The sequence below is a fragment of the Candidatus Halocynthiibacter alkanivorans genome (genome assembly GCF_003333265.1).
In the GTDB taxonomy this organism is placed as follows: domain Bacteria; phylum Pseudomonadota; class Alphaproteobacteria; order Rhodobacterales; family Rhodobacteraceae; genus Halocyntiibacter_A; species Halocyntiibacter_A alkanivorans.
In genome coordinates this window covers 33010-55707 of the sequence record NZ_QOLB01000143.1, presented here as the reverse complement: position 1 = coordinate 55707, position 22698 = coordinate 33010, and the positions used below count along the sequence as shown (strand labels likewise).

The following is a 22698-nucleotide window of genomic DNA, read 5'->3' as shown; positions in this document are numbered from 1 at the left end:
TAAATTCCAGCTCGGAATAAAGTAGCACATGAAATATCTTTTGACAAAAAATAGCATATGATACATTTTGCCTCGAAAGAATCTCTTGGAGGACGTCCAGTCAGATGTCACATTATTCGGCCTTATCGGTTTTTCTGAATGCACTGAAAGGCAATCAGAACTGGCAGCGCGCCTGGCGCGATCCGGCGCCAAAACCGAAATACGACGTGGTTATAGTTGGCGGCGGCGGGCACGGGTTGGCGACGGCCTATTACCTCGCCAAAGAACACGGCATCCGCAATATCGCGGTGATCGAAAAAGGCTGGCTCGGTGGCGGCAACACCGGGCGCAATACCACTATCGTGCGCTCAAACTACATGATGCCCGGCAATACGATGTTCTATGAGCGCTCGATGAAGCTGTGGGAAAATCTCAGCCAGGATCTCAACTACAATGTGATGATTTCCCAGCGCGGCCAGTATAACCTGTGCCATTCCCCGGCCCAGATGGATGCGGCGCGGCGCCGTGGCAACATCATGCGCGCCAATGGCATTGACGCGGATTTGTTTGACCGTGCCGAAGTCAAACGCCGTTTGCCCTATCTGGACTATTCGGCAACTGCGCGCTTCCCGATCCATGGCGCCATTTTTCAGTCCCGTGCCGGCACCGCCCGCCATGACGCGGTGGCCTGGGGTTATGCGCGGGGCGCTGACCGGCTTGGCGTCGATATCATCCAACAATGCGAAGTCACTGGCTACATCTGGGACAAGGGTAAAATCACCGGTGTCCAGACCACCAAAGGCGAGATCCGGGCTGGCAAAGTGGGCCTCGCGGTGGCGGGGCACACCGGCCATCTGGCCGATATGGCCGGGCTGCGGCTGCCAATCGAAACCCACGCGCTGCAGGCCTATGTTACCGAGCCGCTGAAACCGATGGTCGATCCGGTGATCTCCTTTGGCGCGGCGCATTTCTATATCAGCCAGTCAGACAAGGGCGGCCTCGTGCTGGGCGGCGATCTGGACGGCTATAATTCCTATGCGCAGCGCGGTGGCCTGCCGATCGTCGAACATACGCTGGCCAGCGCCAAGGCGCTGATGCCGTCGCTGTCCCGCCTTAAGCTGCTGCGCCACTGGGCGGGCGTTATGGACATGTCTATGGACGGCTCGCCCTTCATCACCAAGACCTCGGTCGACGGGCTCTATCTCAACGGCGGCTGGTGTTACGGCGGCTTCAAAGCCACTCCAGCGGCGGGCTGGTGTTTCGCCTGGACCATCGCCAAAGATGAGCCCCATCCGGACAATGCCGAATTCACGCTGAACCGCTTTGAGCGGGGTTATCAGATTGACGAAAAGGGTGTCGGCCCGAAACCGAACGCGCATTGAGGAAATGACATGCTGAGGATCAACTGTCCCGTCTGCGGGACCCGCGATGAAACCGAATTCACCTATGGCGGCGACGCCACCGTGGTGCGCCCAGCGATGGATGAGACCCGGGCGCAGCTCTGGCTTGATTATGTGTTCAACCGGGACAATCCGCGCGGCCCGCACACCGAATACTGGCACCACGTGCAGGGGTGCCGCCAATGGCTGGTGATGGAACGCAATACGCTGACCCATGAGGTCGGCGAGTGCCATCTGGCAAAGGAGGCCTGCTGATGGCTGGTCAACGGTTGAAACAGGGGGGGCGGATCGACCGCCGCAAGACCCTGAATGTGCGTTTTGACGGGCGCAAACTGCAGGCGCATCCGGGCGATACACTTGCCTCGGCGCTGATTGCGTCTGGCGAAATGATCGTGGCACGTGGTTTCAAATATCATCGCGCCCGCGGCGTTTATGCGGCAGGCTCTGAGGATCCCAATGCGCTGGTGCATCTGCGCACCGGCGCCCGGCATGAACCCAATGCCCGCGCCACCACCACCCAGGTGTTTGACGGGCTGGAATCGTTCGCCCAGAATTCCTGGCCGGACGTGCGTTTTGATGCCAGCGCCGGCATTGGTTTGCTGTCACCGTTCCTGAGCGCAGGATTCTACTACAAAACCTTCATCGGCCCGTTCAAAGGCACCCGTTACTGGATGTTCTGCGAAAGCTTCATCCGCAAAGCTGCTGGCATGGGGCGTGCGGTGAAAATCAACGACCCCGATAATTACGACAAGCTCAACGCGTTTTGCGATCTGCTGGTGGTCGGGGGTGGCGCCTCCGGGCTGAGCGCGGCGCTGACCGCAGGACGGGCCGGGGCCGACGTAATACTGGTAGATCAGGATTTTGAACCGGGTGGTTCGCTGCTGTCCCAGCCGGTGGGCGAAGCCTCTGATGACTGGCTCGAAGACGTGCTCCTGGAGTTGAAAAGCCTGACCAATGTCCGCATTCTGACCCGCACAACGGCCTTTGGCGCCTATGACGAAGATGTCTACGGTCTGATTGAGAATGTCAGCGATCACCTTCTGGCGCCTGAAAACGATCAGCCGCGCCAGCGCTACTGGCTGGTGCGCAGCAAACAAGCGGTGCTGGCCACCGGTGCCATTGAGCGCCCGCTGGTCTTTGCTAACAACGACTTGCCAGGCGTGATGTTGGCCGGGGCGGTGCAGACATATGTGAACCGCTTTGGCGTCTTGCCCGGGCAGCGCATCGTGCTGAGCAGCAACAACAACAGCGCGGCCCAGGTGGCGCTTCATCTGGCGCGCGCCGGCGCGGATGTCACGCTTTGTGATGCAAGGCCAACACTGCCCGCCGAACTTTCAGACCCACTGCTTGCGGCCGGGGTCACGCTGTTGACGGGCAAACTGGTGATCAAAGCCATTGGCCGGCGCAAAGTGAACGCGGCGCTGATCGTGCCCGTGGATGCAGCTGGACGGGCAACTGGCGCTGCGCAGAAGGTGACTTGTGATGTCATCGGCCTGTCCGGTGGCTGGTCGCCGGTGGTGCATCTCTGGAGCCAGCGCTTCAAAAAGCCGGTCTTTGACGATAATTCGGGTTCATTCATCCCTGCGGAGCTCGGGCGCGAAACAGTGAAATGTGCCGGTCGCATGGTGGCGGCGCAAACTCTGGCGGACCGCATCGCGTCGGGTGTCACCGCCGCGCAGGCGGCACTGGCGGACCTGTCGCTGGACGCCGTGGACACATCGGTTCCTGCCGCGCCGGCACTGCCGTTTGATACCGGCTGGGCGGACGACATTCTGCCGGTCTGGTCCGTTACAGACGCCAAAGGCAAGACGCTTGGCAAAGCCTTTGTCGATATCCAGCATGACGTGAAACTGACCGACATCGATCAGGCCCATCGCGAAGGCTATGTCTCGGTCGAGCATCTGAAACGCTATACCACCTCCGGCATGGCGACCGACCAGGGCAAGACCTCCAACATTATCGCCTTGGCGCGTATGGCGGAACTTAGCGGCAAAACCATTCCCCAGACCGGGACCACCACCTTCAGACCACCCTATACTCCGGTAGCAATCGGTGCCCTGGTGGGCCACGAACACGGCCTTCATTTCACCGCAACACGCTATTCGCCAATCCATGACTGGCACCTGGCGCAGGGTGCCAAAATGACCGAGGCCGGCGCCTGGATGCGGCCCTGGTATTACCCGGACGGCAGCGAAACCCTGTCAGAGGCTTACCGGCGCGAAGCGGCGCATGTGCGCCAGCATGTTGGCATCGTTGACGTTTCCACGCTGGGAAAAATCGCAGTGCAGGGACCGGACGCGGCTGAATTCCTGAACCGTGTCTATATCAACGGCTGGAAGAGCCTGAAAAGCGGGCGGTTGCGCTATGGCGTGATGCTGCGCGAAGACGGCTATGTGATGGATGACGGCGCCACCGCCTGTCTTGGTGAAAACGACTATTTCATGTCCACCACCACCGCCAATGCCGCCCGGGTTCTGGCCTTTGCCGAACATCTGCTGCAGACGGCGTGGAAAGACATGAAAGTGCATGTCACCACCGTCACTGACCAATGGGCCGCTTTTGCCGTCGCCGGTCCCAAAGCGCGCGATCTGCTACAATCGGTTGTCAGCGGCGCCGATCTCAGCCGCGAAGCGATGCCCAACAACCACTTTGTGAACGCGGTGATCAACGGCATCCCTGTGCGCATCCACCGGATGAGCTATTCCGGCGAACTTGCCTATGAGGTCTATGTGGCCTCGGGTTATGCCCAGCAGGTCTGGAACGCGCTGCATGCCGCCGGCACCCCGTTCAATCTGAAACCCTATGGCACCGAGGCGATGGGCGCATTGCGCATCGAAAAAGGCCACGTGGCCGGGCCGGAAATCGAAGGACGCACCACCTTGAATGACCTCGGTCTGAACGGGTTTGCCTCCTCCAAAAAACCGTTTGTCGGATCGGTCCTGCGCGGGCGTGAAGTGCTGACAGAAGCGTCGCGCCCCACCCTGGTCGGGCTGGAACTTGGCAGTGCCCAGGGCGCCAAATCGGGATCTCTGATCTATGCCAAAGGCGTGGCTGCCAAAGGCCACGGCGAAGGCTGGGTGTCTTCCACCACCTGGTCACCGGCGCTGGGCAAGTATATCGCGCTGGCTCTGGTTCAGAGTGGCAAATCCCGCACCGGCGAGGAGGTCCAGGTGGTCAATCATCTGGAAAACCAGACCCTGAGCGCAAAAATCGTGTCGTCCCATTTCTATGACCCTGCCGGGGAGCGCCAAAATGCCTGATATCCAATCCCCCCTTGCTGCCGTGCGTACTCCTGGCCGCTTTGGCGCGTCTTTTGATGCCGGGCCTGGCATCACCCTTTCAGACGCGCCGCTGTCAGGCCTGGTTCAGATTGCCGGCTGGGACGGGTTTGAAACTGCCGTTAAGCCGGCGCTGAAAACGCTCGGTTTCAGTGATGCCGGTGATTTCTGCTGCAGCCGTCAGAGCGGCGACGCAACCCTGTTCCGCACTGCACCGGACCGGGTGCTGATCACCGGGGCCTCCGCTGGTGACGTCTTGGAAATTGCGGGCGCCAATGCGGAACTCGCGGTGCTGGACCTGAGCCATGCACGCTTGCAGATCAATGTGGAAGGTCGCAACGCTGAAGGGCTGATGGCGCAGCTCGCCCCGATCGATTTCCGCCTCAACGCCATGCCAATCGGATCATTCGTGCAAACCGGTATCCATCACATCGGCGTTCTGATCCACCGCACATCCGCAACGCGGTTTGAACTCATGGTGCCGGTCACTTTTGCCCGGGGACTCTGGCAGTTTATCGGTCTGAATGCGGCGCCGTTTGGCTATGACGTGCTGGAGGCCGCGTGATGGACCCGCGCGGTATCGCCTTCCATTTTGCCCGCTGGGCCTGCGGGCTCCGTAGCGCCGACATACCGGCGCCGGTCCAGGCCACCGCGCGCCGGGCGATGCTGGACACGCTGGCGGTCACTGTCGCCGGTGGCGCTCATGGCGACATTCGCAAACTGGCGGCCGGCTGGCCACTGGGCACGGGCGTCTGCAGCCTGGTGACGGGCGGCACATCCACAGCAGAAACCGCAGCGCTGATCAACGGCAGCGCCGCGCATGTCTGGGATTTTGATGATACCAGCTACACCGGTATCATGCATGGATCGGCGGTGGTTTTCCCGGCGGTCGCCGCCATGGCGCAAGAGCTTGGCTCCAGCGACGAGGACGTGCGCACCGCGTTTATCATCGGCTCGGAAATTGCCTATGTGCTGGCCGATATCTGTACCCATCAACATTATTTCGAAGGCTGGTGGAGCACCTCTACCTTTGGTCTGATCGGCGCCACCGCGGCGACCGCCTTTCTGCAAGGCTGCGATGAGGACGAGACCGCCCAGGCGATCGGTCTGGCCGCAAGCGCGGCAGGTGGCGCCAAATCGGTTTTTGGCACCTGCGCGAAACCGTTTCTCTGCGGGGAGACGGCGCAGCGCGCAATCACATTTGCCCGTTTTGCCAAAAGCGGCCTGTCGGCCCCGACCAACAGTTTCCACGGCGCCACCGGCTTTCTTAAACTGTTGAACAACGGCGTGGAACAGATCAGCGAAATCGAAACATTGGGGCAGCGCTGGCGGCTGGTGGATCCCGGCCTGCTGGTCAAACGTTATCCGGTCTGCTCCGCTGCACAAGCGGCGATTGACCTGATTGCGGAGCTGACATTTGAGGCGGGCATCAAACCGGAAGACATCAATGCCATCCGGTTTGAAATCCCGGAGCTTGTGCGTATCAGCCTGGTGCATGACAATCCTCAGACACCCTCAGAAGCCCAGTTCAGCCTGCCATTTGCCGCTGCCTGCGCAGTCAGATATGGCGCCGTACGCCTGGCGGATCTGACGGCAGAGACATTAAATTCCGCACTGCATCAATCTGTGGTACAAAAAATACAGATTTCTGTGGCTGACGATCTGTCTGCCGAGGATATGCGCGCGCGCTTTCCTGAGAGCGCCCGGGCGATAATTATTCTTCAAGACGGCTCCCGGCGAAGCGGATTTTGTGGCGAAGCTTATGGTATGCCCCATCGAAAATTGACTGATGTGGACTTCTCAGCGAAGTTTCGGAACTGTCTGAAATTTGCGGAAATTCATGGTCAAGCCTTTGATTTAGACCAGGATAACATTTTACAACTGGCAGGCAATTTGTTTGCAATCAACGGGGAGGGTAAATAAAACTTACCAATGCTCTACTCGGTTTGTAACAGGCTTGTGACACTCGAACAAACTGCTTAATGAACCCAAAAAAAATTTCCGCCATCAACCCAACAACAGGCGGTTTCAACAAGGAGAAACTAAATGATCAACAAATTTCTGAAAGGTCTGACGACCGCTGTCGCCCTGGGTGCATTTGCATTCGCCGCGGTTCCGGCCCAGGCCGATGTTCTTGACGACATCAAAGAGCGCGGCGTGCTGCGGGTTGGCGTTAAAGCCGATTATAAACCTTACGGTTTCCGCGATACCTCCGGTGCGATCATTGGTATCGAGCCCGATCTGGCGCAGGACGTGGCTGACAAGCTTGGTGTTGCGGTCGAATTCATCCCCGTGGTCAGCTCCAACCGGATGCAGTTCCTTGAGCAGGGCAAAGTTGACCTGATGATCGCAACCATGACCGACAAACCTGACCGTCGCAAAGTGGTTTCGATTGTGGACCCTAACTACTATTCCTCTGGCACCAATATCCTGGCGGCGAAATCGTTCGGCTTTACAGCCTGGGAAGACCTGCGCGGCAAGCCTGTTTGTGGCATCCAGGGCGCGTTCTACAACAAGAAAACCGGCCGGGATTTTGGCGCGAATATCGTAGCATTCAAAGGCACCGCCGAAGCGTATGCGGCTTTGCAGGCCGGCAACTGTGTGGGGTTTGTGTATGATGACTCCTCCATCATCGCCAGCCTCGCTCAGCCACAGTGGTCAGACTACGAAATGCCGCTGCCGACCATTGATGACGCACCATGGGGTCTGGCTGTGAAACTTGGGGAAGAAGGTTTCAACACGCTGATGTCTGAAATGATCGTTGAGTGGCACAAATCTGGCCGCATTCTGGAGCTGGAAACCAAATGGGGTGTCGAGAACACACCGTTTGCGACCGCAATGAATGCCAAATACCAGTAACCTGAAGTAACTTTGGAGCGGCGGGAACATATACTGTGCCCGCCGCTTTATAGTCCGACTGACCAAAAACGATCGCAAGGGGAAGCAAAATGGAAGCAATCTACGAGTGGTTTCGTCTGCTCTACGACAATACCGGGATTAATCTTCCATTTATTTACGACAGTTACGACCGGGGCCGGATGATTTCCGGCTTTTTCATGACAGTGAAATTGTCGGTTCTGTGTCTGGTCCTCTCGGTGATCATCGGTATGGCTGGGGCCTGGCTGCAAAACTCGCCGCTGAAATGGACCCGCCGCATCGTCAACGGCTACATCCAGCTGTTTCGCAATACGCCACCCCTGGTGCAGCTGTATTTCTTCTATTTTGCCATTGGCACCATGCTGCCAAAGGTCACCAATGACTGGGGCGGGCAGGAACCCATCCTCGGCGGCTTTGCCTGGGCGGTGATTTCACTGTCATTCTTTGCCGGTGCTTACAATGTGGAGATTTTCCGCTCCGGTCTGGAAGCGGTTCCCGATTCCACTGTAGAGGCCGCCGAAGCGCTCGGCTTTTCCCGGTTTCACATTTACAAGGACATCACCCTGCCTCTGGCAATCCGGGTGGCGTTGCCTGCGCTCAACAACAACCTTGTGAATCTCGTGAAAACCACCACCCTGGCCTACGCAATTGCGGTGCCGGAAATGCTTTATGAGGCCAATCAGATCTGGTCCGACAACGTGAATGTGACCGAGATGATGGTGTTCATGCTGCTGGTCTATTTTGTTCTTGTCGGTGTGCTCGTCTGGGGCATGAACCGTTGGGAGCGGGCTTTGAAAATTCCTGGTTTCGGGGCTTGAGGGGATATGAATATGAACAAAACCAATCCTAAAATCATGCCGGTGATGATGGCGCCACGTGCGCGCGCCACTGACCCGATCCGACTCAAAGCCTGGCACGGGGCTGCGCTGGCGGCCTTTGTTGTCCTGGTTTCAATCCCGGCCTTCGCTCAGGCGGACGGTGCCAGAGATTCGGTATTTACCGCGCTGGCACGATGGATGCCGCTGCTGCTGAAAGGCTTCATCTTTAATGTGGTCATTTCGATCAGCGCCATGGCGATCGGAACCCTGGCCGGGGCGGCGCTTGGTCTCGGGCAGATCTCGCTGAGCAGCTGGGTGCGCAAGACCTCCTGGTTTGTGACCCAGTTTTTCCGCAACGCCCCCTGGCTGGTGCTGTTGTTCTTTGCCATGTTCCTGCTGCCGTTTGAGCTGCGCATCGGCGGCATAATCATCCCGCTGCCCGACTATCTGAAAGCGATTATCGGCCTGTCTTTGCCGGTGATGGCCAATGTGTCTGAGATCGTGCGCGGCGCGGTTGTATCGCTGCCCAGCGGCCAGTGGGAAGCGGCGGAAAGCCTTGCGTTTACACGCACTCAGGTGCTGTGGCGCATCATCCTGCCGCAATGTGTGAAACGCATGCTGCCGCCATGGATGAACCTGTATTCCATCCTGACCATGGCAACTGTTCTGGCCTCGATCGTGGGGGTCTCCGAAGTGATGACCCTGACCGGTCAGGTGCTGGCGGCCGAAGGCGGGCGCACCGATCTGCTGCTGCCGATCTACTCGACCGTGCTGCTTATGTTCTTCATCTATTGTTACCCCATTGCGCGACTGACTCTCCGTCTGGAGAAGAAGTTTGCAGTTAAAACCTAAAGGATACCCGCTATGACCTGGACTGATGATCAACCGATGGTTTCGGTGAAGGACGTGCGTAAGTCCTTCGGTGCCCTGGAAGTATTGAAAGGCGTTTCACTGGATGTGATGAAGGGCGAGGTGATCTGTATCATCGGCCCGTCAGGCTCTGGAAAATCGACGCTGATCCGCTGTATCAATGCGCTGAACGACATTCAGGGCGGCTCTATCCTGGTCGAAGGCCAGGAGGTGAACGACCCGGATCTGGACAAGCTGGAGCTGCGCAAAAAAGTGGGCATGGTGTTCCAGCAGTACAACCTGTTCCCGCATAAAACTGCGCTTGAAAACATCATGATGGCCCCGCTTCTGGTGTTGAAGGATGACAAGGCCGCTGTTGAAAAACTGGCCCGCCGGCTGATTAAGAAAGTGCGTCTGGAAGGCAAAGAAGACAGCTATCCCGGTGAATTGTCCGGGGGGCAGCAACAACGTGTTGCTATCGCCCGCTCATTGGCAATGAACCCGGATGTGATGCTGTTTGACGAGGTGACCGCGGCGCTGGATCCGGAAACCGTCAACGAGGTTCTGACCACGATCAAGGATCTGGCCAAGGACGGTATGACCTGCATTCTGGTGACCCACGAGATGGGGTTTGCCCGTGAAGTGGCCGACCATATCTACTTTACCGACCGGGGCGTGATCGTCGAACATGGCGCGCCGGACGTCTTCTTTGACGCCGCCAAAGACCCGAGAACCGTCGAGTTCCTCGGTCAAATTCTGTAAATTAATCCGTTGGCGATCTGACCGGCTGAGGTAACACAATGCGTAAAGACAAAGACAGCCTTGGCACGGTCAGCATCCCCGATGGAGCACTTTACAGCTCAAACACGGTTCGGGGGGCGGAGAATTTCCGTCTGATCGGGCGCGCCACCAGCGCCTACCCGAACTTCGTGATCGCGATGGCCAAAGTGAAGAAAGCAGCGGCGCAGGCAAATAAACGTGCCGGCGCGCTGCCGCCTGATCTGGCCGACGCGATCAACTCCGCCTGCGACGAGATCATCGCAGGCCAGCACCACGACAACTTTATCGTGGCACTGGCCGAGGGCTCCGGCGGCACCTCAATCAACATGAATTTTAACGAGGTGATCGCCAACCGGGCCGGTCAGATCCTCGGCGATCCTCTAGGCTCGTTCAAACGGATCAATCCCAACGATCATATCAACCTGAGCCAGTCCACCAATGATGTGATTCCAACGGCGGTCAAACTGGCCTGCGTCACCGGCGCGGTGCCTCTGATTGATGCGGCCGGCGATCTGGTGCAGGCCTTCCGCGCCAAGGCAGATGAATACCGCGATGTCCTGCGCCTGGGACGGACCTGTATGCAGGCGGCGCAACCGATGAGCTATGGTCAGCTGTTTAACGGTTATGCCGCCACGCTGGAGCGCGCCATCTCCCATCTGAACGAAGCGAGATGCGGGCTGCAGGCCGTGCCCATGGGCGGCACTGCCATTGGCACCGGGCTGGGGGCCGCCGCCGGGTATCACGACCATATCGCCGCCACTCTGTCGGAAGAATTCGCCACCGGGATCACCCTGCCGGATGATTATTTCGACGCGATGCAGGCGGCCGACGGGTTTTCGCGCTTCTCTGGTGAATTGAAAATCCTCTCCGAAACCATCGGCAAGATCGCCGCTGATCTGGTCATCCTTGGCAGCGGCGGCAATTCCGGCATTGGCGAGATTATCCTGCCCTCGGTTCAGCCCGGCTCTTCCATCATGGCCGGCAAGGTCAACCCGGTGATCTGCATGATGGTGCAGCAGGTGGCGTTTATGGTGCAGGGCCATGACGCAACGGTTTCGATCGCGGCGCTGAGCGGCCAGATGGAGATCAACCACTTCGAGCCGGTCATGGCGCATTCTCTGTTCAACGCGATGGATCTGCTGATCAACGGCTGCACGATTTTCCGATCCAAATGCATCGAAGGCCTGCGGGTTGACGAAAACCGCTCCTATGCCAACCTTGCCTCCTCTTTCGCGATTTCAACGGTTCTGTTGCACAAGCTTGGCTATGTGCGGGTTTCTGAACTGGCAAAATCTTCCGTGGTCAAAGGCATTTCGCTGGCCGATAATATCGTGCTGGAAGGTCTGATGACCGAAGACGACGTGCGCCAGGCGCTGGCGGATGCAACCACGGGCGCGGCGTCTTAGACCAGTCCCGGATGGCAATGACGCTGTGGCCACCCCCGGCCGCTGACGCGGTTTCAGCAGCGTTGTCGCCAAAGGCGCCCTGATCGCGGCCACCACAGATTTTCTCAAGCTGTCGCAGCTCTACTCCGGCATGCGCAGCTCAAATTCCGCGCGGCCAAAATCCGTGCCATTGATCCGCAGCGACACCGCCTGTTGCCCGGCATAATACTTCCGCGTGGTGATCGCCCGGATCGGATGTTTGCGCGACAGCTTCAGCGATTGTCCGGCCTCAAGCGTCAGCTTTTTCCATTTGAACACTTTGCCTGCCTGCGTGCCGTTCGCCTTTTTGAAATGCACGATATAGTCGATGATCAGCGCCTGAGGCAGTGCAACTGTCGAGGCAATGGACGCGCTGAATTCCACCGCGCCACCAAATTCCACCACCGGGCTCAGCACCGTCAGCGGCCCGAATTCCAGCTGCGGCGGCGCAATGCCAAACGCCGCAAGCGCATGGCTGTGCCCCTGTTTGATCAGGGTGCGACAGGCGTGACGCAACAGGCGTTCACGCGGCTTAGAGGCGTCTTTCATCCAGTCATGCGTCAGGTCTGCCACAAGGTCGGGATGGTCTTTGGCGATATCGTTCAGACTATTGGCAACTGAACGGCGCACATATTCTTCCGGGTCGTCCCGCAGGGCGCGCAACAGCGGCAACAGCGGCGCGGGATCCGCCACCAGACCGCTTAATTGCATGCCCCATGGCAGTCTTGGCCTGGTGCCTTCCGAGGCGCAGCGACGCACATGCTGGTTCGCGTCAACCGTCCAGTCTGTGATGATCGCCAGGGCGCGCGCCTGATCCGCCATCAGAAAGGGGCGCACGTCAAATTCAGAGGTGCCGCGTTTGGTCATCTCTTTGAGCAGCTCCAGCGAGGCGTCAAAATCCGCCAGCCCATGTTGTCCCACCACTATGGTGAGCGGATAAATACCCCAGCCGCGCAGCCCGGCGCCATCACTGCCGCCTTCAAAGCCGTTTTCCGCGTCCGGGTGCAGCATCGCCCGCAGGATCTTGTTGCGGCTGGCAAAATCAGCCGGAAGCGCCGCGTGGATATGATCGGCGATACATTGCGCTCGCTGTTTCAGTTCTAGCGCCGGCAGCGCCGCCAGCACCGGTTGCTCGAACGACGGCCGGTCAAACTCGTCGACATGCGTTTGCAGATGATCGGCAATACAAACCACCAATTCCGGTGAAAGCCAGTTCTTAAAAGGTTCCATAACTGTATGCGCTCCGCTCATCTGGCCGTCTGACTATGGGCCTTGCCGGAAAGCCGGTCAGGCCCGTAACAGATAGGGGCAGGGCGGGGCGGAGTTAAAGCAGTTTTTTCTGCCGCCGGGGCCGGGGCCGCCTGCTTGCCAGCCGCTGTTGCCGGCAAACAGGGGGGGCTTGGAGATCGCCGGAGATCAGCCTGGAGGCCGCCGGTGGCCGCCGGTGGCCGCGCGGAATTGTGCTGGCTGCGACCATCACGCGGCTCCGGATCGGCGCCCCTTTTGAGGCGTGTGTTCAGGCCTCCGTTCAGGCGTCAACAGTGCCGACGATGTCCGCGAATTTTTTGAAAAACTTCGCCGCCAGCCGTTTGGCGGTGCCTGCAATCAGCCGGCTGCCCAGCTGCGCCAGCTTGCCGCCGATTTCCGCCTTGGCGGTGTATCTGAGCACGGTGACATCGCCCTTGTTTTCCAGCGTGACATCGGCGCCGCCTTTGGCATGGCCCGCTTTGCCGCCATTGCCCTGGCCGCTAAGGGAAAACCCATCCGGTGCACCGGCGGTATCGAGCGTGACATTGCCGCTGAACCGGGCTTTCACCGGACCGATTTTGAGCACCACGATGGCTTCCAGTTCGGTATCTGAATGTTTGATCAGTTCTTCGCAGCCGGGAATGCACTGGCGCAGGATCTCCGGGTCATTCAGGGCCTGATATACCAGTTCCTGTGGTGCGTTGATTTCGATTTCGTCGCTCAGTTCCATGTCTGTAGCCTTTCAGATGCAGGGTGTTTGATGTGGCCGGCCAGGCAAAAGCTCTGGCGGCGGCAATGATGTGGGGCAGGGGGGCGGGAGCGCGGATTCAGCCCTCAGAATGCGGGTTTTGTTGCGTATCCGGACGGTGGCCCTGCCGGTGCCCCTGGCGGTGGCGCTGCACCACCTGGGCCAGAATGGACAAAGCAATTTCTTTCGGGGTGACCGCCTGGATATCGAGCCCGGCGGGCGCCACAATCTGTTGCAGAGGCTCCCGGTCGGCCCCCTGGCCCACCAACTTGTCCACCAGGGTGGAAAATTTGCGTTTGCTGCCCACAAAAGCAATGTAGTCAGCACGCAGGTCCAGCGCCCGTTTCAGATGGGCCTGGTCGCCCTTGCCTTGGGAGGCGACAACAATAAAACGCCGCGGTAAACCCGGTGTGTCGGGAGAGCCAGCCGTGTCCGGCGTCTCTGCACCGTCCTCAGGCGTGCCCGGATCCGCCTCCACTGTGACCTGAAACTCAAACGCCGCCGCCAGCTCCGCCAGCGCCAGCGCCACCGGGCTGTTGCCGAGCACCATCAGCACGGGTTTTGGCAGGACCGGCTCAATGAAAATATCCATCGAGCCTTTACTGGGGCAGCCGTTGCGGGCGTATTCAACCCCGTCCACCCGGTCGCCCGCGCGCAGCCCCTCGCGTTCCAATACCTCCTCCGGGCGCAGCGAAATCAGCCGCGGCGTGCCCTCGCGCAGCGCTTCAACTGCCGCGCGTGCAATCGCACCGCGCACACAGCCGCCACCGATCCAGCCTTCTAAAACCTCGCCGTCCTGCAGCAACAGCGCTTTCGCACCGGGCTTCACCGAGGTCGCATCCACGGTGCGCACCACTGTCGCAATGGCAAAAGCAGTGCCTTTTTTACGCAGATCATGGGCGCAGCCAGTGATCTCGTCTTCCAGCATGTCGGATGTATTCATAGCCGTGCCACCTTTGTCTCCAGTGCTGACAGATCCGCCAGCGTATTGGCCGCCGCAAACAGGTCCAGAAACGGCAGCGCCGCCGCCATGCCAGCCGCAACCGGGGCATAGTCTTTCCAGCCTTTCAGCGGGTTCAGCCAGATCACTTTGCAGCCGCGTTTTTTGATCCGCTGCAAGGCGCTGGCCATCAGCGCTGGCGGATCGGTGTCGTATCCATCGGACAGGATGACCACCACCGTGCGCCCGTTTACGTATTTTTTGGCGGCGGATTTTGAGAACTGATCCAGCGCCGCACCGATTTTTGAACCACCGCCAAACCCGTCCGCCAGCAGCGTCAGCCGGTTCAGCGCCCGCAGCGGATCGGGATCACGCAGCGCATCGCTGATCCGCACCAGCCGGGTGTGAAACAGCCAGGCGTCAGAGGTCGTATCGGCGCGCAGTAACCCAGCGAGAAACGACAGAAACACCCGCGCATAGACCGTCATAGATCCGGACACATCACAGAGCGTCACCAGGCGCACCGGACGCGCCGGACGGCGACGGCGCGGCAGGCTTAATGGCTCGCCACCGGTGGCCAGGCTCTTGCGCACGACCCGGCGGAAATCGATCTGATCGCCCTTGCTTGCGGCTTTGCGCCGCCGCGATCTGTGGTCGCGAAACGCCAGCCCCAGACGCCGTGCCACCAGTTCGGCGGCAGCAATGTCTTGTGGTGATACCAGCTCGCGCAGGTCTTTTTTCATCAGGTTCTGCACTTGCGAGGCCACCAGCTTGCCGTCGCCATCGTTATTGGCTTCGCCACGCTCATTGCCGCTGTCCGGGCTGTCAATCTCGCCACGCCCGTCGACAGATGACCCGCTCTGCTCGCGGGAGGTCCTTGTATGTTTGGGCGCGGCTTTCGGTGCGCTGGCGACGACTTTCTGCCGCACACGCCCCCCGTTGCGCCAATAGCTGTCAAACAGCTGATCAAAGCGCTCCGCATCCTCAGAACAACCGGCGCAGACCGCTTTTAGCGCCAGCCGGGTTTGCTCCGCGTCACAGGCGTCGATCACCAGGAGGGCCCGCAGCGCAGTCTCGGTTTCCGCCACGCCCAGACGCAGACCATGGGCGCGCAGATGGGCGAGAAAACCGGCAACCCGCGCGGCAGGTCCGCTGTCACGGGCGCTGAAACGGGTGACCTGGCTCATGCCGCGACCCCGGCCAGCCGCTGGGCCACCTCGGTGGTAATGGAGGCACGATCCAGCTGCGTTTTCAGCAAAGTGGCCAGTGTTGCCTGCAGGATCACCGGGTCCCGGGTCAGATCATTCAGCCCCAACCCCGCCAGCGCCGCTGCAAAATCCAACATTTCCGCCACGCCAGGTGGCTTTTCCAGCTCTTCTTTGCGCAAAGATTGCACAAATGCGATAATCTGCCGCGCCAGCGCTGTTTCGACCCCGGGGCAGCGCGCCTGCAGAATTGCCAGCTCGGCCTGCGGGTCCGGATAGTCCACATGGGCGTAGATACAACGTCTGCGCAGAGCGTCTGACAGGTCGCGTGTGCCATTGGCGGTCAGGATGACCACCGGACGGCTGATCGCTTTAAGGGTCCCCAGTTCCGGCACGGTGATTTGAAACTCCGACAGGATCTCCAGCAGATAGGCTTCAAATTCCTCATCCGCCCGGTCAATCTCATCAATCAGCAATACCGGCGGCGTGTTCTGCCGGATCGCCCGCAACAAGGGCCGCTGCAGCAGAAATTCTTCCGAGAAAATGCGCGACTCTACTGCCCGCCCGGTCTCGCCGTCCTCGGCGGCGGCGCGGATCGCCAGCAATTGCCGCTGATAATTCCATTCATAAATCGCATGGGACGCGTCCAGCCCCTCATAACATTGCAGCCGGATCAGCTCGCAATTGCGCAGGTCAGACAGCACTTTTGCAATCTCGGTTTTGCCTACGCCTGCGGCGCCCTCCACCAGCAGGGGCCTCTCCAGCGTCAGCGCAATATGGATCGCCATCGCCAGGTCATCAGAGGCGATATAGCCTTTGGCGGCCATGTCCGTTTTAAGTGTGGTCCAGGTCATGTCATGTCCGTCGTGTTGGGTCAGCTGCCCCGGGGGCGGGGCAGCTGCGTCTCAGTTCGGCTTAACCCTGCGTGTGCAGGCCCAGATCATTGGCAATTTTCCAGACCCGCCAGTGGTCGTGGGGCATATGCGCCTGTTTCAGCCCAAAGGGGCGGAAGGCGTCATGCACCGCGTTGGAAAAGGCGGGCACACCACCAACATTGGGGCTTTCGCCGACACCTTTGGCCCCGATCGGGTGATGCGGGCTTGGGGTTTCGGTAAAGTCCGTGGTGTAGGTCGGCGTTTCCCAGGCGGTGGGCAGGAAGAAGTCCATCAGCGTGCCGGTTTTGACATTGCCGATGTCATCATAGGCAATCTCCTGACCCATCGCGATCGCCAGCGCTTCGGTCAGCCCGCCATGAATCTGCCCTTCAATGATCATCGGGTTGATCCGGGTGCCACAATCGTCCAGCGCATAGAACTGACGGATCTCATGGGTGCCGGTGTCGACATCGATCTCCATCACACAGATATAAGCGCCAAACGGGTAGGTCATGTTCGGCGGATCATAATAGCTGACCGCTTCAAGACCAGGTTCCAGCCCGGGGATCGCCTGGTTGTAAGAGGCATAGGCGATCTCGGTCATGGTTTTGAACTGCTCCGGCGCGCCTTTCACCACAAAGCGGTCGACGTCCCATTCCAGGTCGCCGTCATGCACCTCCAGCAGATAGGCGGCGATCATCTGGGCCTTGGCCCTGATCTTGCGCCCGGCCATCGCGGCGGCAGCGCCTGCAACCGGTGTGGTGCGTGACCCGTAGGTGCCCAGACCGTACGGCGCGGTGTCGGTATCGCCTTCTTCCACGGTGATACTGTCAGCCGCAATGCCAATCTCGCTGGCAAGGATCTGGGCAAAAGTGGTGGCATGACCCTGACCCTGGCTGATAGTGCCAAACCGCGCTACAGCCGATCCAGTCGGGTGGATGCGGATTTCGCAGCTGTCAAACATGCCCATACCGAGAATGTCGCAGTTTTTCACCGGACCCGCGCCAACGATTTCGGTGAAATGGCTGAGGCCAATGCCCAGCAGCTTGCGGGTCTCGCCGCGTTTAAACGCCTCAATCCGTTCGGCCTGCTCCGCACGCAGATCATCGTAGCCAACCGCCTTCAGCGCTTTGGTCCAGGCAGTGTGGTAATCGCCGGAATCATATTCCCAGCCCAGCGCGGATTCATAAGGGAACTGGTCTTTTGCGATAAAGTTTTTGGCCCGCAATTCCGCCGCATCCATGCCCAGCTCAATCGCCAGCACTTCAATCATACGCTCAATGAAATAGGCCGCTTCCGTCACCCGGAACGAGCAGCGGTAGGAAACACCACCCGGTGCTTTGTTGGTATAGACCCCGTCCACACCCAGCCACGCAGTGGGAATATCATAGGAGCCGGTGCAGATGCTCATGAAACCGGCGGGGAATTTGGTCGGATCGGCGCAGGCATCAAAGGCGCCGTGATCGGCCACCACATGACAATGCAAGCCGGTGATTTTGCCCTCTTTGGTGGCGCTGATCTTGCCCTTCATCCAATAGTCGCGCGCAAAGGCTGTGGCCATCAGATTGTCCATCCGGTCCTCAACCCATTTCACTGGCCGGCCAGTGACAATAGAGGCCACGATGGAACAAACATAGCCCGGGTAAACCCCGACCTTGTTGCCAAACCCACCGCCGATATCGGGTGAAATCACCCGGATATTATGCTCTTCAATGCCGGAAATCAGCGAGGCCACTGTGCGCACCACATGTGGCGCCTGGAAGGTGCCCCACAGCGTCAGCTTGCCGGTGGTCTTGTCCATTGAGGCGACAGAGCCACAGGTTTCAAGCGGGCAGGGATGGGTGCGGTGGTAATAGACGGTTTCTTCGACCACGACGTCGGCCGCTTCCAGCACCTCATTGGTGGCGGCCTCGTCGCCGGCTTCCCAGCGGAAAATATGGTTGTGATGGCGGCGTTCGCCATGCGCGCCGCTGGTCTGACCCGCAAGGTCTTCGCGCAGCACAACCGCATCCGCATCCATCGCCTTGTTGGCGTCTGTGAGCACCGGCAGTTCTTCGTATTCTACCTCAACCAGCTCAATCGCATCCGCGTTGATATAGCGGTCCTCAGCGATGACAAAAGCGACCTCCTGGCCCTGGAACAGTACTTTTCCATCTGCCAGAACCATTTGTTTGTCGCCGGCAAGTGTCGGCATCCAGTGCAGGCCTAAAGGCTCCAGATCCTTGGCGGTCAGCACCGCAATCACACCCGGCAGCGCCATCGCCGCGTCAATGTTGATCGATTTAATACGGGCATGGGCATAGGGCGAACGCACAAAGTCACCAAACAGCATGTCCGGCAATTTGATGTCATCGACATAATTGCCTTTGCCCTGGGTGAAACGCACGTCTTCCACGCGTTTGCGCGAACAGCCAAGACCTTTGAGTTTTGCAGCGCGTGCGGCGCTGTCAGGGGTCAGATCGTTCATTCTGCAGCCTCCTTGGCGGCGTTGAGCTCAGTCGCTGCGGCCAGAATTGATTTCACGATATTTTGGTACCCGGTGCAGCGGCACAGATTGCCGGCCATGCCAAAGCGGACCTCTTCTTCGCTCGGATCCGGGTTTTCCTGCAGCAGGCGATGGGCGCGGGTGATCATACCCGGAGTGCAGAAGCCACATTGCAGCCCGTGATGTTCGCGAAAGGCGCTTTGCAGCACATTCAGGCTGCCGGGCTCCGCCAGCCCCTCAATGGTGGTGACCTCAGCGCCATTGGCCTGGGCGGCAAAAACGGTGCAGGATTTCACTGACTTGCCGTCCATCTCCACGGTGCAGGCACCGCAGTGCGAGGTGTCGCAGCCAATATGGGGCCCGGTGAGGTTCAGCTCTTCGCGCAGTAGGTGGATGAGCAACTCACGCGGCTCAGCCAGCAGTTCACGTTCGCGGCCGTTCACGGTCAGTTTTATTTGCATCTTTGACATTGTATTCCCCCCTATGCCCGCTGCCATGCGGTTCTGATCGCGCGCTCAATAATGATACCGGCAACATGAAGCTTGAATGCGACCGGGCCGCGGTTGTCCTCAGTGGGATCCGCTTCCGCCAGCGCCGCTTTGACCGCCGCTTTGATCGCCGCGTCATTGCAGTCTGTGCCCTCAAGCGCGGCGCCCGCAGCCTGAGACCAGACCGGCACATCGCTGAGATTTGTCAGCGCCACAGAGGCCCCGGTGCACATGCCGTTTTCGCGCGTCAGCAGGACCGCCGCCGCAGCGGTGGCATAATCACCGATTTTGCGTTTTTGCTTTTCATAGGCATAGCCGGCGCCGCTGACGTCAAAGCGGATCGCGGTGAGAATTTCATCATCCTCGCGTCCGGTCATATAAGCCGCCTCATAGAATTCGCGTGCTTTGATTGCCCGGCTTCCGTTGGGGCCAACCAGAGTGAATTCCGCGTCGAGGCACTGCATCAGCGCCGGCATGTCATTGCCCGGATCGCCATTGGCCACATTGCCGCCGATGGTGCCGCAATAGCGCACCTGCGGGTCGGCGATCTGCAGCGCGGTCTCACGCAGCACCGGCGCGGCCTCGCGCAGTTCAGCGCTGTTGATCAGCTCGTGCTGGGTCACCATTGCCCCGAGCGTCACCTGGCCGGCTGACACGGTAATCCCTTTCAGCGATGCGATGTCCTGCAGGTCGATCAGATGCGGAACATCTGCCATCCGCAGTTTCATCATCGGGATCAGGCTGTGGCCGCCGGCCATCACCCTTGCATCGTCCCCGTGCTGCTGAAGAATGGCGATCGCATCTTCCACGCCGCGCGGACGATAATATTCAAATGCACCCGGTATCATTCTGGTTCCTCCCAAATCCGTCACAAATACTATTGAGGGAACCTAGGCATCAATCTGGAGAGGAGCCGTGCTTACGGAACAAAACGCTCCGATAAAGTCATGAAATGCGCCATTGCCGCATGAGTTGCGAATGAGTTGCGAATGAGTGGGGCGGCGGCGTGGAGGCAAGGCAGGCGCGGCGCGCGCCGCCAGGGCGGGCGCAGGCAGACAGCAGATCGGGACACAGAAGGAATGCGGCTGTTGGGGAAAGACGGCGGCAGAGGGAGGGCGGCGGCAGAGGTAAGGCGGCCGGTGACGCAGGAGAAAAGGCGCGGGCGCGCAGGACGGAAACGGACCGGGGGTGCGGAGGCGAAGGGCCGGCTACAGCCCGAGGGACTCGCGCACGGCCACCAGACAGGACCGGCTGACCGGAACCTTACTCAGGGTTTCGATCTCGTCAAAGTGACACACGCCGTTGTCCTTGAGCCGCTCAAAACCGCTGACATGGGCCGGGTTGATCAGATAGGAGCGGTGGGCTTTTACAAACTGGCTGCCCGAGAGCCGCGACTCTGCTTCTGAGATTGGCCAGATGCAGAACAGCTTGTCCTTGCGGGTATAGAGCACGGTATAGCGCCCCTCGGCACGCACCGCTGCCACTTCAGAGCGGTCAATGAACAAAGTGCGCCCCGAGTGTTCATAGGGGATGTGGGGCTGCACTTCTGTTGCAGGAACAACGGCTGTTTTTCCGGGCGCGTCCTCGGCACCGTCCGGCGCAGGGGCGGGGCGCGGCTCTAAAGTGCCATCTGTGGGCAGGAACGTCGCGCTCATCATCAGAAATCCGGCACATATGACAAAACTGGCAAGCACAACCCCAATGGCCAGCACTTCGTTGCTGATCAGCGCGCCACTGGTGACACCGTCTTCGGCCACCGCAAACCCGGTGCCGGAAATGGCGATGAAATGGACCAGAAAGACCGCGAGGCCAAAACAGAGGGTGCCCAGCACAATATTGCGCCGGGTGCGATGACCATAGGCCACCCAAAAGGCGCCGATGCTCAGGGCGACAGAGGCCACAATCGTTATTGCGATACCAGGCGCGGTATAGACCGCGCGGTAGGGCTCCAGCCCTGACATGCCGATAAAATGCATTGCCAGGATGCCCGCGCCGACGATCCCGCCCGCCAGGATGATCGAGGCCGGGGTGCGCTGGCGAAAATGCAGAAGCAGCAGCGCACAGCCCATCATCAGGATGGCCACCAGCGCCGAGACCAGCGTGGTCAGCAGGTCATAATAGAACAACACCGGCAGTTGCAGCCCCAGCATGGCGACAAAATGCATCGCCCAGATGCCGCCGCCCAAAGCGATGGAGGCGAAAGAAATGCTGATCTTGCGCTGGGCAAAACTTTGTTCTGACAGCCCTTTTGTCAGCGACAAGCCGGTAAACCCAGCCATCAGCGCGATGCAAAGAGAGGCCAGAACCAGCCATGGATTGTGCGAATGTTCCAGAAAGGCCATTTTCTCCCCAAGCCGGTTCTATGTGAGCGATCAAATATCTATTTAGTTGTTCGGGCGGAAAAACGCACGTCGTTAAAACGCCGTCAAAATAGAGTGAGAGCGTGCTCAGAGTCAAATCCGGCCAGACCTGGCGGAAATGCAGATCTCCGGTGGCATTGGTGCCGGCACAGGGGCGGCGCCCGGGCCGGCGGCAGTCTGTGCTGCAAACGTGCGTACCGGGCGTGGCGCGGGCGGTGTCACGGTGCTGCGGCCGGTGGGTGGGTGAGGCTTGCTATCCGCCTGTCTGCCGTGTCTCAGACGTATTCAACCGGAAGCCCGGCCGCGCGCCATTCCGGCATGCCTTCTTCCAGCCGCCGGGCCTTGATACCTTTGGCGCGCAATGTGGCCACCGCTTCAAAAGACAACACGCAGTAGCGACCGCGGCAATAGGCAATCACTTCGCAACCGTCCGGCAGCTCCGCCAAACGGGCTTCCAGCTCCTCCAGCGGTATATTGACTGCACCGGGCAGATGGCCGGCGGCAAATTCGTCTTCCGGGCGCAGGTCCAGAACCGTGACCTGGCCACTGCGGCTGCGCTCCAGCAGCGCCTCCCGGGTGATCGGCTCCATATTGTCGCGGTCCTCAAAATAGCCGCGCAGGACGTAATCCACGCCGGTCAGATTGCGCTCGCCGAGCTCAAACAATGTGCGTAGCAGCCCGGTCACAGAATCGTCGCTCAGCCGGTACAGAATAAACTTGCCGTCGCGCCGGGACGTGACCAGACCGGCGCGCCGCAGGTGTTGCAGATGTTGCGAGGTGTTGGCGACCGACAGGCCGACCCGCTGCGCCAGCGCGTCCACCCCGCGTTCGCCCTGGGCCAGATGTTCCAGCATTTCAATCCGGTGCGCATTGCCCAGGGCTCGGCCGATGGTGGCGAACTCGGCAAATAAAGCCTGTTTGGGTCCGGTTGACATTCAGCATTT

The 22698-nt window shown here is 59.7% G+C and carries 20 protein-coding genes; 10 read left to right on the top strand and 10 right to left on the bottom strand.

Translation table 11 applies throughout. The annotated features are described in order from the left end of the window. The first annotated feature begins 104 nt into the window (after window positions 1-104). The 10 genes from DWA01_RS19095 (at window position 105) to DWA01_RS19050 (ending at window position 11387) form a co-directional block, all read left to right on the top strand. Window positions 105-1361: a sarcosine oxidase subunit beta family protein gene (locus DWA01_RS19095; protein WP_114287401.1), complete on the top strand. Its 1257-nt coding sequence runs from the start codon at window positions 105-107 to the stop codon at window positions 1359-1361. Window positions 1362-1370: 9 nt separating this feature from the next. Further along, window positions 1371-1634 (top strand): sarcosine oxidase subunit delta, encoded by a 264-nt coding sequence (locus DWA01_RS19090; RefSeq protein ID WP_114287400.1) that lies wholly within the window; start codon window positions 1371-1373, stop codon window positions 1632-1634. Beyond that, on the top strand, window positions 1634-4639 hold the full coding sequence (locus DWA01_RS19085; protein ID WP_114287399.1) for a sarcosine oxidase subunit alpha family protein: 3006 nt from the start codon (window positions 1634-1636) through the stop codon (window positions 4637-4639). Before DWA01_RS19090 ends, DWA01_RS19085 begins: the two co-directional genes overlap by 1 nt. Then, complete coding sequence (locus DWA01_RS19080; protein WP_160116080.1) at window positions 4632-5222, top strand: sarcosine oxidase subunit gamma; 591 nt, start codon at window positions 4632-4634, stop codon at window positions 5220-5222. Before DWA01_RS19085 ends, DWA01_RS19080 begins: the two co-directional genes overlap by 8 nt. Then, entirely contained in the window at window positions 5222-6580 is a 1359-nt protein-coding gene (locus DWA01_RS19075) for an MmgE/PrpD family protein (RefSeq protein ID WP_114287397.1), read from the top strand. Before DWA01_RS19080 ends, DWA01_RS19075 begins: the two co-directional genes overlap by 1 nt. Before the next feature lie 123 nt (window positions 6581-6703). After that, window positions 6704-7516, top strand: a complete 813-nt coding sequence (locus tag DWA01_RS19070; RefSeq protein ID WP_235008621.1) for a transporter substrate-binding domain-containing protein — start codon at window positions 6704-6706, stop codon at window positions 7514-7516. A gap of 89 nt (window positions 7517-7605) precedes the next feature. Further along, a complete protein-coding gene (locus tag DWA01_RS19065; protein WP_114287396.1) occupies window positions 7606-8352 on the top strand; it encodes an amino acid ABC transporter permease in 747 nt (248 codons plus the stop codon). Between the two features lie 12 nt (window positions 8353-8364). Next, window positions 8365-9204 (top strand): amino acid ABC transporter permease, encoded by an 840-nt coding sequence (locus DWA01_RS19060; protein WP_200832618.1) that lies wholly within the window; start codon window positions 8365-8367, stop codon window positions 9202-9204. A gap of 12 nt (window positions 9205-9216) precedes the next feature. After that, window positions 9217-9963, top strand: coding sequence for an amino acid ABC transporter ATP-binding protein (locus tag DWA01_RS19055; RefSeq protein ID WP_114287394.1), 747 nt, complete (start codon window positions 9217-9219; stop codon window positions 9961-9963). Window positions 9964-10001: 38 nt separating this feature from the next. Then, entirely contained in the window at window positions 10002-11387 is a 1386-nt protein-coding gene (locus DWA01_RS19050) for a lyase family protein (protein WP_114287393.1), read from the top strand. Between the two features lie 120 nt (window positions 11388-11507). Here DWA01_RS19050 and DWA01_RS19045 read toward each other — a convergent pair whose 3' ends face one another. The 10 genes from DWA01_RS19045 to DWA01_RS19000 form a co-directional block, all read right to left on the bottom strand. Beyond that, complete coding sequence (locus tag DWA01_RS19045) at window positions 11508-12635, bottom strand: DNA alkylation repair protein (protein ID WP_114287392.1); 1128 nt, start codon at window positions 12633-12635, stop codon at window positions 11508-11510. 298 nt (window positions 12636-12933) lie between these two features. After that, window positions 12934-13383: an SRPBCC family protein gene (locus DWA01_RS19040; RefSeq protein WP_114287391.1), complete on the bottom strand. Its 450-nt coding sequence runs from the start codon at window positions 13381-13383 to the stop codon at window positions 12934-12936. 97 nt (window positions 13384-13480) lie between these two features. After that, complete coding sequence (locus DWA01_RS19035; RefSeq protein WP_114287390.1) at window positions 13481-14344, bottom strand: XdhC family protein; 864 nt, start codon at window positions 14342-14344, stop codon at window positions 13481-13483. Further along, window positions 14341-15528 (bottom strand): vWA domain-containing protein, encoded by a 1188-nt coding sequence (locus DWA01_RS19030; RefSeq protein WP_114287389.1) that lies wholly within the window; start codon window positions 15526-15528, stop codon window positions 14341-14343. The genes DWA01_RS19035 and DWA01_RS19030 overlap by 4 nt, the downstream gene beginning before the upstream one ends. Beyond that, the gene (locus tag DWA01_RS19025; protein WP_114287388.1) at window positions 15525-16400 is read right to left on the bottom strand and encodes an AAA family ATPase; all 876 of its coding nucleotides are present in this window, start codon (window positions 16398-16400) and stop codon (window positions 15525-15527) included. Before DWA01_RS19025 ends, DWA01_RS19030 begins: the two co-directional genes overlap by 4 nt. Window positions 16401-16461: 61 nt before the next feature. Continuing rightward, window positions 16462-18888 (bottom strand): aerobic carbon-monoxide dehydrogenase large subunit, encoded by a 2427-nt coding sequence (locus tag DWA01_RS19020; RefSeq protein ID WP_114287387.1) that lies wholly within the window; start codon window positions 18886-18888, stop codon window positions 16462-16464. Next, a complete protein-coding gene (locus DWA01_RS19015; RefSeq protein ID WP_114287386.1) occupies window positions 18885-19376 on the bottom strand; it encodes a (2Fe-2S)-binding protein in 492 nt (163 codons plus the stop codon). Before DWA01_RS19015 ends, DWA01_RS19020 begins: the two co-directional genes overlap by 4 nt. Window positions 19377-19387: 11 nt before the next feature. Further along, on the bottom strand, window positions 19388-20242 hold the full coding sequence (locus DWA01_RS19010) for an FAD binding domain-containing protein (RefSeq protein WP_114287385.1): 855 nt from the start codon (window positions 20240-20242) through the stop codon (window positions 19388-19390). A 360-nt stretch (window positions 20243-20602) separates the two neighbouring features. Next, a complete protein-coding gene (locus DWA01_RS19005) occupies window positions 20603-21736 on the bottom strand; it encodes an MHYT domain-containing protein (protein WP_114287384.1) in 1134 nt (377 codons plus the stop codon). Between the two features lie 293 nt (window positions 21737-22029). Beyond that, window positions 22030-22689 (bottom strand): ArsR/SmtB family transcription factor, encoded by a 660-nt coding sequence (locus tag DWA01_RS19000; protein WP_114287383.1) that lies wholly within the window; start codon window positions 22687-22689, stop codon window positions 22030-22032. Window positions 22690-22698 lie beyond the last annotated feature (9 nt).

Excerpts from the sequence above, each read along its gene's own strand:
- DWA01_RS19095 (WP_114287401.1), top strand. The coding sequence starts at position 105 with ATGTCACATTATTCGGCCTTATCGGTTTTTCTGAATGCACTGAAAGGC.
- DWA01_RS19090 (WP_114287400.1), top strand. The coding sequence starts at position 1,371 with ATGCTGAGGATCAACTGTCCCGTCTGCGGGACCCGCGATGAAACCGAA.
- DWA01_RS19085 (WP_114287399.1), top strand. The coding sequence starts at position 1,634 with ATGGCTGGTCAACGGTTGAAACAGGGGGGGCGGATCGACCGCCGCAAG.
- DWA01_RS19080 (WP_160116080.1), top strand. The coding sequence starts at position 4,632 with ATGCCTGATATCCAATCCCCCCTTGCTGCCGTGCGTACTCCTGGCCGC.
- DWA01_RS19075 (WP_114287397.1), top strand. The coding sequence starts at position 5,222 with ATGGACCCGCGCGGTATCGCCTTCCATTTTGCCCGCTGGGCCTGCGGG.
- DWA01_RS19070 (WP_235008621.1), top strand. The coding sequence starts at position 6,704 with ATGATCAACAAATTTCTGAAAGGTCTGACGACCGCTGTCGCCCTGGGT.
- DWA01_RS19065 (WP_114287396.1), top strand. The coding sequence starts at position 7,606 with ATGGAAGCAATCTACGAGTGGTTTCGTCTGCTCTACGACAATACCGGG.
- DWA01_RS19060 (WP_200832618.1), top strand. The coding sequence starts at position 8,365 with ATGAACAAAACCAATCCTAAAATCATGCCGGTGATGATGGCGCCACGT.
- DWA01_RS19055 (WP_114287394.1), top strand. The coding sequence starts at position 9,217 with ATGACCTGGACTGATGATCAACCGATGGTTTCGGTGAAGGACGTGCGT.
- DWA01_RS19050 (WP_114287393.1), top strand. The coding sequence starts at position 10,002 with ATGCGTAAAGACAAAGACAGCCTTGGCACGGTCAGCATCCCCGATGGA.
- DWA01_RS19045 (WP_114287392.1), bottom strand. The coding sequence starts at position 12,635 with ATGGAACCTTTTAAGAACTGGCTTTCACCGGAATTGGTGGTTTGTATT.
- DWA01_RS19040 (WP_114287391.1), bottom strand. The coding sequence starts at position 13,383 with ATGGAACTGAGCGACGAAATCGAAATCAACGCACCACAGGAACTGGTA.
- DWA01_RS19035 (WP_114287390.1), bottom strand. The coding sequence starts at position 14,344 with ATGAATACATCCGACATGCTGGAAGACGAGATCACTGGCTGCGCCCAT.
- DWA01_RS19030 (WP_114287389.1), bottom strand. The coding sequence starts at position 15,528 with ATGAGCCAGGTCACCCGTTTCAGCGCCCGTGACAGCGGACCTGCCGCG.
- DWA01_RS19025 (WP_114287388.1), bottom strand. The coding sequence starts at position 16,400 with ATGACCTGGACCACACTTAAAACGGACATGGCCGCCAAAGGCTATATC.
- DWA01_RS19020 (WP_114287387.1), bottom strand. The coding sequence starts at position 18,888 with ATGAACGATCTGACCCCTGACAGCGCCGCACGCGCTGCAAAACTCAAA.
- DWA01_RS19015 (WP_114287386.1), bottom strand. The coding sequence starts at position 19,376 with ATGTCAAAGATGCAAATAAAACTGACCGTGAACGGCCGCGAACGTGAA.
- DWA01_RS19010 (WP_114287385.1), bottom strand. The coding sequence starts at position 20,242 with ATGATACCGGGTGCATTTGAATATTATCGTCCGCGCGGCGTGGAAGAT.
- DWA01_RS19005 (WP_114287384.1), bottom strand. The coding sequence starts at position 21,736 with ATGGCCTTTCTGGAACATTCGCACAATCCATGGCTGGTTCTGGCCTCT.
- DWA01_RS19000 (WP_114287383.1), bottom strand. The coding sequence starts at position 22,689 with ATGTCAACCGGACCCAAACAGGCTTTATTTGCCGAGTTCGCCACCATC.